Below are 10,396 nucleotides of genomic sequence, written 5' to 3'. Positions count from 1 at the left end.
CGATAGCATCGTGATGGAATTTAGCTATATCAATAGCTACTATATACATATAAATCACGTCCTTTCTAAGATGAATATAATTGAACATGTCTGCACTATGACATAACACAGAACCTAGTGAAGATATAAATTCAAGGACTTATCCAACTCATTACTATTTAGTCATATCACTGTGGCAGTAAACTTTCAGATCTAGTCAAGGCTATAAGGAGAAAACCTAAAGTACACATATTCAATACTTCTATTATAAAGGAAATAAAGAAAGGGATATAATCTAAACGCTTATCAGTTTTAATGACTCCAGGGAGTCTTAAAAGTAACTCACGGATAAGTCAATTAGATTATACTAGGAATTTTATTATGAAAAAGTTTAAAGAATTTAGATGTGTTATTGAGATGAGTGTCCTTGTTGGTATATTAATACTTATTTCTTTTTACCTAGGAGTCAAGGGGTCATACTCACAGATGACAATGGGGTTCATCATTGGAGCTTTAGGAATGTTTGGTATATTCATGAGCTATAATGTTGAATTGAGAGAAGATGAAATCAGTTATTATAAGTGGTTTGGTATTGCCATGTGGACTAAGACAATCTCTTACAATAATATTGCTAAATTCCGTGCTGTAGATAAGCATAAGGTTGAGATTGTATTAAGAGACAAGACACAGAATAACGGAAAGAATATTTATACTTACGTCATGAACAGTGAAGATTTCATGCGTGCTGCAAAAGCTATGCGTGATAAGTATAGAACTGATAAGAAGAAAAACAAAAAACATAGATAATATTTTCAGGATGGGGAAACTCCCCATCCTTTTTCTTCGTTTTGATATAATTTATTCGAGGTGAAATATATGGATATGGCATTATCGCTTGCTTCTCAGATTGGTGCGATGTTTATTATGATTGCAGTAGGATTCATTATGATCAAGAAGGAAATATGTACATTAAAGGACTGTAATCTTTTTTCAATGATCGTACTTTATGTGTGTGGACCTTGTGCTATCATTAAATCTTTTCAGCTTGAATTGACTCAGGATAAAGTTAATGGCTTTCTATTGGCAGTTGCTGCTTCCATAGGCATACATGTTCTCTATATCGTAATGACAGAGCTATTAAGTAAAGTATTTCATTTCTGCAATGTAGAAAAAGCATCTTTGATCTATTCCAATGCTGGCAATCTGATTATTCCTCTTGTTACTTTAACTATGAGTGAAAAAATGGTTTTCTATTGTAGTGCTTATATGATGGTACAGATTGCCTTAGTATGGACACATTGTCTTTCACTTATAAAAAATGAAAAGAGTTTTGTTTTTAAGAAGATTATCGGTAATATAAACATTCTCGCTATTATCTTGGGAATGAGTCTATTCTTATTGAATATTAAGCTACCTGTGCCAATAAGTAGTGCCATGTCTAGTATGGGAGCCATGATGGGACCTCTTTCTATGTTTGTAGTAGGAATGTTATTAAGTAAAGTGTCATGGAAAGATGTTTTTGCCAACATCAGAGCATATCTTATTGTTTTAATAAGATTGATTATTTTACCACTTATGGTTCTTGCACTGTTCTTAGTGTTAAGACTACATACCTTATTGCCACAAGGAAAAGACATCTTAATGATTGTACTATTGGCTGCAGCTGCACCAAGTGCATCCACAGTGACACAGTTCGCACAGCTTTATCATAATAAGCCATTTGAAGCATCTATTATTAATGCGCTCTCTATTCTTTTGTGTATCTTAACCATGCCAACAATCATTCTGGTTTATCTTTATTTCGCATAAAAAACCTTTTATTTCTTTTGATTTTGTGTTATTATGTAAAAAAATCGAGGTGATACTTATGAAATTAGAAAAAATCAATACAAAACTTTATAATGGAAATAAGCATCACCATCATCATGCAATGACATAGGGTTATATCGTTACGATACAGCCCATTTTCGCATACTTGGCTGTATCTAATGATTCAAGAAGCGGGTCATTAGGACCTGCTTTTTTTATAGGAGGAGTTTATGGAAGAATTTAAATACCTTATACCAGAAGAAAGTGGCATTGTCGTTTCGATGGATGTTGAGAAATTAAGAGAAGTCGAAGTCAATTTAAGAGATGTGTTTACTAGACATCAATATAAAGAATTAATCTTGCCAATGTTTGAATATGTAGATCTATTTAAGACTACAAGACACCAGAAAGAAGAAAGTATGTTCCAGTTTATGAATAGAGATGGTAAACGTATTGCATTAAGAGCAGACTTTACTGTTCCTATCGCCAGACTTTATCATAATGAAAATACTGATGAAGTAAGACGTTATTGTTACTTTGGAGAAGTATTTAGAATGCAGGAACGTCATAAGGGAAGAAGTTCTGAACTTTATCAGGCAGGAATTGAATTGATTGGTAAGCCTGGTGAAGAGGGGGATCAGGAATGTCTTTCTTTAATTGAAGAAACTATGGATGTTATCAATATGAAAGATCTTAAGCTTGAATTAGGAAATGCCTCATTCTATTTAAGACTTATGGAACTTGTACAAGATGAAGAACTATCTGAAATTCTTGAGAAGAAAGCTATTTCTGAAATGAAGAGATTTGTAGAAGAAAAAGACTTGGATGAAGATTTAAAAGAAATGTTAATTAATCTTCCTTCTTCTTTTGGTAGTATTGATGACTTAAAAGCATTTAAGGTGAAAGTAAAAGATAAACAGCTGTTAGATGCGATTACTTCATTAGAAGAACTTTATCTTTCATGTGATAAGAAAGAAGATGTGATGTTTGATTTATGCATGGTACCAAATCAGTCGTACTATACTGGTGTAATGATGAAAGTTTATTCAAGATACAGTGAATATCCTATTCTTTCAGGGGGGAGATATGATCGCTTAATGAATAATTTTGATACTTATTCACCAGCGATTGGTTTTTCTTATCATATCAACACATTATTGAATGCTTATGAGAAAGAAGGGGAAACTAATGATTAAGATTGCGATCACTAAGGGACGTATCGAGAAACAGGTTGTTAAGATGTTATCGAAGCAGGGATTCGATATGGATCCTATTATCAATAAAGATAGAGAATTACTTATAGAGACAAAGGATGGCATCCAGATGATATTTGCGAAAGCAAATGATGTCCTTACCTTTCTTGAACATGGCATCGTAGATGTTGGGTTTGTTGGAAAAGATACGTTGATGGAAGCGGACTTTGATGATTATTATGAATTAATGGATTTAAATATCGGGAAGTGCTATTTTGCGGTAGCAGCTTATCCTGAATATAGAACTAAGACTTTCCATAGAAGAAAACGTATTTCTTCTAAGTATACTAAAGTTGCAAAATCTTATTTTGCATCTAAAAAGGAAGATGTAGAAATTATCAAGTTAGAAGGTTCAGTAGAACTTGGACCAGTTGTAGGATTATCTGATGCAATTGTAGATATCGTTGAAACAGGATCTACACTTAAAGCTAATGGTCTAGAAGTTATTGAGAAGATTGCAGATATTTCTACACGTATGATTGTCAACAAGGTTTCTTTGAAATATAAGAAAGAAGAGATTTTTAAGTTGATGGAAGCATTAAAGAAGGGGGCTTAAGAGGTATGCTGAAGATTGTGAAATATAATGGAGAATACAAGGAATTAGAAGAAAAGCTCCATACCCGTAAAGAAGATATCTCACAGGAAGTTGAGCAGGCCGTTCTAAAGATTGTAAAGGATGTTAAAGAAAACGGTGATCAGGCTATTACAAAGTACTGTGCTCAATTTGATGGTTATCATATTCAAAGCAGAAATGATCTTATCGTAACAGAAAAAGAAAAAGAAGAAGCACTTGAAAGAGTGGGAGAAGATTTTGTTCGTATTTTAGAGCGTACAAAAGAACAGCTTACTGAATATCATAAGCATCAGGTAGAAAACTCTTGGAGTCTTTATAAGAAAGATGGCGTTATTATGGGATCCATCGTGAGAGGAATTGAAACAGTTGCATTATATGTTCCAGGAGGAACTGCAGCCTATCCTTCAACAGTTATGATGAATGCTATTCCAGCACAGTTGGCAGGAGTAGAGAATATGTATATTATCACACCAGTAAAAGGTGATGGTAAGGTTGCTGATGTAATCTTAGCAGCAGCTCATGTAGCTGGAATCAAGACAATCTATAAGGTCGGAGGCGCACAAGGGGTTGCTGGAGCAGCTTATGGAACAGCTTCTATCCCTAAGGCAGATAAGATTGTCGGCCCTGGAAATATTTTTGTAGCTACAGCTAAGAAACAGTGCTATGGCGTTGTGGATATTGATATGGTTGCTGGTCCTTCAGAAATCTTGATCATCGCAGATGAAAAAGCAAATCCACGCTATATTGCCGCAGACTTAATGAGTCAGGCTGAACATGATAAATTAGCAAGTGCCACTTTAATTACGACTTCAGAAGCTTTAGCAAAAGAAGTGGACGTAGAATTAAAGAAACAGATTGTCACTTTACCTAGACGAGAAATTATTGAAGAATCACTTACAAATTATGGTGGAGCAGTAATCGTAGATGATATCAAAACAGCCTTTGATGTATCTAATGCATTAGCTCCTGAACATCTTGAAGTTCTTGTAGACCATCCAGTAGACACGTTGCCATATATCAAGAATGCAGGATCAATTTTCTTAGGAGAATATACTCCAGAACCATTAGGTGATTATATGTCAGGTACAAACCATGTCTTGCCTACAGGAGGAACTGCTAAGTTCTATTCTGCTTTAGGTGTATATGATTTTGTTAAACATTCTGCATTCTCTTATTATCCAAAACAGGTTTTGGAAACATTTAAGGATGACGTACAGAAATTTGCACATCTTGAAGGATTGGATGCTCATGCCAATAGCGTGAGAGTAAGATTCGAGGAGGATTTATGAGAGAGTATAGTATCAATAGAGAAACAAAAGAAACTAAGATTCAATTAAGTTTGAATCTTGATGGGAAAGGTGATGCCAATATTGATACCGGTGTAGGATTTTTAGATCACATGCTGACATTATTGGCATTCCATGCACGAATGGATCTTTCTCTTAAATGTGAAGGTGATCTTCAGGTAGATTCACATCATACTGTTGAAGATATTGGCATTGCCTTAGGAATAGCACTTAAAAATGCTTTAGGTGAAAAAAGAGGAATCGTGCGCTATGGCAGCTTTACGATTCCGATGGATGAAGCACTTGTTACTGTAGATCTTGATTTAAGTGGAAGAAGCTATCTTGTCTATAATGCTGAATTGCCAACAGCAGTGCTTGGCAATTATGAAACAGAAATGACAGAAGAGTTCTTTAGAGCCTTTGCTTATAATTCATTGATGACTTTACATATCAATGAACATTATGGACGTAATACACACCATATTATTGAAGCAATGTTCAAGGCAACAGGAAGAGCATTAAGAAAAGCTGTTTCTATTGATGAAGAGTTTAAAGATGAAGTCTCTTCTAGCAAGGGGGTTCTTTAATGATTGCAGTTATTGATTATAATGTAGGGAACCTTGCTTCAGTCTCTAATGCTTTTAAAAGACAAGGAATGGAGACAGTTGTAACAAGGGATCCTGAATTGATATTGAAAGCCCAGGGAATTGTTCTTCCTGGTGTAGGTACTTTTCCAGTAGCGATGAGTCATTTAGAAGAATATGGCCTCATTGATGTTCTTTCACAGGCGAAAGAGAAGAATATTCCCATTATGGGAATATGTCTTGGCATGCAGGTTCTTTTCGAGAAGGGCTATGAAGTTGAAGAATGCAATGGATTAGGTTTTCTAGAAGGATCGGTACAGAAATTACAGGTTAATGCCAAGATTCCTCATATGGGATGGAATGAGCTGATTTTTAATCAGAACCATCCGCTTCTTTCACATATTAAAGAGAAAGATTACGTTTATTTTGTACATTCATTTGGGGCTGTTTGCCCAGATGAAGAACTGATCTGTTATGTAGAATACGGCGGATCAAAAATTCCTGCTCTTGTAGGTAAAGGAAATGTATGGGGATGTCAATTCCATCCAGAAAAGAGTGGAGAAGTTGGAAAGAAGATATTAAAAGCATTTAAGGAGCTGATAGAAGATGTTAGTGATACCAGCAATTGATTTAAAAGATGGAGAAGCCGTTCGTCTTTATAAAGGTGATTATGAACAAAAGACAGTATATTCATATCATCCACATAAATTAGCAAAAGAATTTGAGAAGATGGGGGCTAAATATCTTCATCTTGTAGACTTAGATGGTGCAAAAGATGCTGCTGCAAAGAATCAGGAAGTTATCAAGAAGATTCGTGAAACTGTTTCTATGCCTATCGAATTAGGAGGAGGAATCCGTAATATTGAAACAGTGGATTACTATTTAAGTGAAGTAGGTATTGATCGTGTCATTCTTGGTACTGCCGCATTAAAAGATCCTCAGTTTGTAAAAGAGTGTCTTAAAAAATATGATGCCAGTCGTATTGTCGTAGGAGTGGATGTCAAGGATGGCTATGTTTCTACTTCAGGATGGCTAGAAACATCTGATATCTATTATCTTGATTTTATTCATCAGCTAGAAGAAATCGGTGTGAAAACGATTGTCTGTACAGATATTTCTAAGGATGGTACTTTAAAAGGTCCTTCATTTGATTTATATGAAACAATCAAGAATAATTCTAATATGGATTTTGTTGTATCAGGTGGGGTTAAGGATAATGAAGATATCCTTGAAGCTTCTAGAAGAGGATATTATGCCTGCATTGTCGGAAAAGCATTCTATGAAGGCACTGTTAATCTCGGTGAGGTGATTGCACATGTTGGCTAAACGTATTATTCCTTGTCTTGATATTAAAGATGGAAAAGTAGTAAAAGGTGTCAACTTTGTTGGTCTAAAGGATGTAGGAGACCCTGTTGAATTAGCTAAAGAATACGATCGTCAGTCGGCTGACGAAGTCGTATTCTTGGATATCACTGCAACATATGAAGATCGAGGCATTATCAGAGACTTGATTGAACGAGCAGCTTCTGAGCTGTCTATTCCTTTATGTGTAGGCGGAGGTATTCGTACAATCGAAGATTTCCGTATGATTTTATCGAGTGGAGCAGATAAGGTCTCTGTCAACTCTGCAGCTATTAAGAATCCACAGCTTATAAAAGAAGCTGCTGATGAATTTGGCGTGCAGTGTGTTGTCGTTGCGATCGATGCAAAAAAACGTGAAGATGACACAGGATATGATGTCTATGTGGCTGGGGGAAGAGTCAATACCGGTGTAGATTTAATTGAATGGGTCAAGAAATGTGAAGAACTCGGTGCGGGAGAAATTCTGCTTACAAGCATGGATGCAGATGGTACAAGAGATGGCTTTGATATTGATATGTTAAAAGCTGTTATGAATGTTGTCAGCATTCCTGTCATTGCCAGCGGGGGATGCGGCGGTAAGGAAGATATGGCAAAAGTCTTTAAAGAAACAAACTGTGATGCAGCACTAGCTGCAAGCTTGTTCCATTATAAAGAAGCAACAATTGATGAAGTAAAAGATGAATGCGAAAAGTATAGCATTCCAGTAAGGAGAAATCATGAAACCGGACTTTAATAAGATGAATGGATTGATTCCTGCCATCGTGCAGGATGTTAAGACTAAGCAGGTATTGATGCTTGCTTATGTAAATGAAGAAGCATATGACATGATGTTAAAAACACATGAAACATACTTCTATTCAAGAAGCAGACAGGAATTGTGGCATAAAGGAGAAACATCAGGACATTTCCAGCATATTGAAGGAATGTCTCTTGACTGTGATCAGGATACATTGTTAATTTATGTAACACAGACAGGTGCTGCATGTCATACAGGACATTATTCATGTTTCTTTGATGACATTATTCCATATGATAACAGTTCTCTTGCAGATGCCCTTTATGGGACAATCATGGATCGTATTGAACATCCTGTAGAGAAATCTTATACAAATTATCTTCTAAATGAAGGTGTAGATAAAATCTGCAAGAAGGTTGGAGAAGAAGCAACTGAAACAGTTATTGCTGCTAAAAACGACAGCAAAGAAGATTTAATTGGTGAAATTGGAGACTTATATTATCATGTGATGGTACTTATGGCTAATCGTGGTGTTAAAGTCGAAGATGTTGAAAAACTATTGAAAGAAAGACATAAAATTTCTGGCAATAAGAAAGTTTTCCATACTAGAGGAGAATACTAAAGGATCTGATGCAATGCATCAGATTTTTTATGCCATATGGTAGCAAGGGATGTTTGGTGATAGATTTATATCATTTTATATAGTAAAATGATAAAGTATTATGTAGTAAGGGGGAAAACATATGAATAAAAATAGAGTGATGATCTGTGATGATGATCCAGTTATTCATAGTACAATCAAAGAGATGTTAAGCGAGTATGATGATGTCTTTGAATTTGTATCTGTTTATGATGGAGAATCACTTCTCCAATATAAAGAAATGTTCTCCATCTTACTTTTAGATATAGATATGGGTGTTCTTGATGGAATAGAAACAGCCAAGAGACTAAAAAACAATGGCATTGAACCATTGATCATAATGATTTCAAGTAAACGTGAACGATTCAAGGAAGCCTTTATGATAGGGGCTAGCCGTTTTGTCACTAAACCTATTGATAAAGATGAACTTGTAGAAGCCATTCAGTATGCCAAGAGTCAGATTATTGGCTATACAACACATGTGGTTTCTAAGAAGGGAAGAAAATATAAGATCTTTGAGAAAGATATCGAGTATATAAAAGCTGTAAAGGACTATGTAGAAATTGTCTGTAAACAAGAGACTTACGATTGTAACTGTCCTCTTAAAAAGATGGAAGAAACTCTTGATGAAGAACTATTTATGAGCTGTCATCGTAGTTATGTGGTAAACATCAGCAAAATAAGAGATCTACAGGATGATTGTATCATTACGATATCAGGAAAAGAGATTCCTATTTCTAGAAGAAAGAAGAAGGGTATGATGAAGGCTATCATGAACTTTGAGTTAAGAGGAAAAATATAACTATGAAAATCGCATTAAAATTCCTGCTTACATTATTAGAATATTTTGTATTGTTTAGGATGATCTATAAGAAGGAATATCGTCAGATTAAGTGGTCAAAGATCATTGAAGTGATTGTAATATTGGTTATCGTGATCGCATTATTCTATGATCCTTATTATTCTTCAATATCTGCAACGCTCGTAGCTCTTATTTTTATGCGGCTGATATTCGATATGGAAAGAAGAGAAACTATTGTTTCTTTAATTTATTCTGTACTCATTGTCTCATTGCTTGAAAATACAGTCATATTTGGAGTGGATTATATCATCGGAGCAACATTTATTAATAATGATTTAATTACCTTATGTGTCATTATTTTTGCGGAAATGCTTTTAGGACTCTCCGGTGTACGCATTCCTCAGGATTTCCATGAAATGCCAACAAAAGTACTGGTTCTTACAACCATTGTCTCAGTAGGATTAATTGTAGCCTATAGCTACTATACATTCTTGCTTTCTGATTTATTGAATCATGAAGATTTCATCAGAGGATTTGTAGTGACTACTGCCGCTGGTGTGACCATCATGATGTGTCTGGCAATACTGTTAGCAACTTTTAGAGAAATTGAAAGTGAGAAGTTTAAGAACAGTTTGTTAGATACTTATAATCATCAACAAAAAGATTATTTTGATCAGCTTTTATTAAAAGAGCAGGATACCCGTCAGTTTAGACATGATCTTATCTCTGAACTTTTGGTTATGAAGAATTATCTTAATAATCATGAATATGATCAATTACGTGTATTCATTGATCAGATGACATCAGAAATAAACGCTATTTCTACACGTAATTATGATGTAGGAAATGATATTGTTAACACGATATTAAACTACTATTTCTTACCGTTGACAGATAATCATCAAATAAAGATTAAAGGGTTCTTATCCGATGATCTATCCATTGAAGAACTAGATCTTACAGTTCTTGTCTCCAATATGATCAAGAATGCGGCTGAATCATTAAAGAAGCAGGAACATGGCCATGTGGAAGTCAACTTCATTGAAGAGAATCTGTTTATTTATATTGTCATGAAGAACAGCTGTGTTGAAGATGATTCTCATATGACTACCAGCAAGAATAAAAGACATCATGGATTTGGTTTAAAGAACATTAAGAAGATTGTAAAAAAATATGATGGTGTCTATAGTTTTGATGTAAAAGAAGGGGAATTTATCACCGATGTACGCTTAAGAAACCGTTCGTCTATAAAATAGACCGTTCGTCGACTTTTAATACGACTTTTTTATCCCTGATGCTACAATGAAATAGGATAAAGGAGGACGTATTTATGGTTTATACTTTGCTTAGAGAAATTTGGCGTTTAATCTA

General features: G+C 34.9%; 12 protein-coding genes. All 12 read left to right on the top strand.

Features of this window, described 5'->3' with window-relative positions; genetic code table 11:
- Window positions 1-360: 360 nt before the first annotated feature.
- The 12 genes from T513_RS0106630 to T513_RS0106575 all read left to right on the top strand — a co-directional run bounded on the left by T513_RS0106630 (window position 361) and on the right by T513_RS0106575 (window position 10,281).
- Window positions 361-786 carry a hypothetical protein gene (locus T513_RS0106630; protein ID WP_031589470.1) on the top strand — a complete coding sequence of 142 codons (426 nt, stop codon included), beginning with the start codon at window positions 361-363 and terminating at the stop codon, window positions 784-786.
- 69 nt (window positions 787-855) lie between these two features.
- On the top strand, window positions 856-1,788 hold the full coding sequence (locus T513_RS0106625; RefSeq protein WP_029071233.1) for an AEC family transporter: 933 nt from the start codon (window positions 856-858) through the stop codon (window positions 1,786-1,788).
- A 230-nt stretch (window positions 1,789-2,018) separates the two neighbouring features.
- A complete protein-coding gene (locus T513_RS0106620; RefSeq protein ID WP_029071234.1) occupies window positions 2,019-2,984 on the top strand; it encodes an ATP phosphoribosyltransferase regulatory subunit in 966 nt (321 codons plus the stop codon).
- A complete protein-coding gene (hisG, locus tag T513_RS0106615; RefSeq protein ID WP_031589469.1) occupies window positions 2,977-3,597 on the top strand; it encodes an ATP phosphoribosyltransferase in 621 nt (206 codons plus the stop codon). The genes T513_RS0106620 and hisG overlap by 8 nt, the downstream gene beginning before the upstream one ends.
- Before the next feature lie 5 nt (window positions 3,598-3,602).
- On the top strand, window positions 3,603-4,904 hold the full coding sequence (hisD, locus tag T513_RS0106610) for a histidinol dehydrogenase (protein WP_031589468.1): 1,302 nt from the start codon (window positions 3,603-3,605) through the stop codon (window positions 4,902-4,904).
- Window positions 4,901-5,488, top strand: coding sequence for an imidazoleglycerol-phosphate dehydratase HisB (gene hisB, locus T513_RS0106605; RefSeq protein ID WP_029071237.1), 588 nt, complete (start codon window positions 4,901-4,903; stop codon window positions 5,486-5,488). The genes hisD and hisB overlap by 4 nt, the downstream gene beginning before the upstream one ends.
- Complete coding sequence (gene hisH, locus T513_RS0106600; RefSeq protein ID WP_029071238.1) at window positions 5,488-6,114, top strand: imidazole glycerol phosphate synthase subunit HisH; 627 nt, start codon at window positions 5,488-5,490, stop codon at window positions 6,112-6,114. The genes hisB and hisH overlap by 1 nt, the downstream gene beginning before the upstream one ends.
- Complete coding sequence (hisA, locus tag T513_RS0106595; protein ID WP_029073025.1) at window positions 6,092-6,811, top strand: 1-(5-phosphoribosyl)-5-[(5-phosphoribosylamino)methylideneamino]imidazole-4-carboxamide isomerase; 720 nt, start codon at window positions 6,092-6,094, stop codon at window positions 6,809-6,811. The genes hisH and hisA overlap by 23 nt, the downstream gene beginning before the upstream one ends.
- Window positions 6,801-7,580 (top strand): imidazole glycerol phosphate synthase subunit HisF, encoded by a 780-nt coding sequence (hisF, locus tag T513_RS0106590; RefSeq protein ID WP_029073024.1) that lies wholly within the window; start codon window positions 6,801-6,803, stop codon window positions 7,578-7,580. Before hisA ends, hisF begins: the two co-directional genes overlap by 11 nt.
- Window positions 7,564-8,205, top strand: coding sequence for a bifunctional phosphoribosyl-AMP cyclohydrolase/phosphoribosyl-ATP diphosphatase HisIE (gene hisIE, locus T513_RS0106585; RefSeq protein ID WP_029071241.1), 642 nt, complete (start codon window positions 7,564-7,566; stop codon window positions 8,203-8,205). The genes hisF and hisIE overlap by 17 nt, the downstream gene beginning before the upstream one ends.
- Window positions 8,206-8,326: 121 nt before the next feature.
- Window positions 8,327-9,025 carry a LytR/AlgR family response regulator transcription factor gene (locus T513_RS0106580; RefSeq protein ID WP_029071242.1) on the top strand — a complete coding sequence of 233 codons (699 nt, stop codon included), beginning with the start codon at window positions 8,327-8,329 and terminating at the stop codon, window positions 9,023-9,025.
- Between the two features lie 2 nt (window positions 9,026-9,027).
- Window positions 9,028-10,281, top strand: a complete 1,254-nt coding sequence (locus tag T513_RS0106575; RefSeq protein WP_029071243.1) for a sensor histidine kinase — start codon at window positions 9,028-9,030, stop codon at window positions 10,279-10,281.
- The last annotated feature ends 115 nt before the right edge of the window (window positions 10,282-10,396 follow it).

The organism is Kandleria vitulina DSM 20405 (assembly GCF_000702065.1).
In the GTDB taxonomy this organism is placed as follows: domain Bacteria; phylum Bacillota_I; class Bacilli_A; order Erysipelotrichales; family Coprobacillaceae; genus Kandleria; species Kandleria vitulina.
Note: the sequence above shows the minus strand (reverse complement) of the source record. Positions and strands in the feature narration are given on the sequence as shown.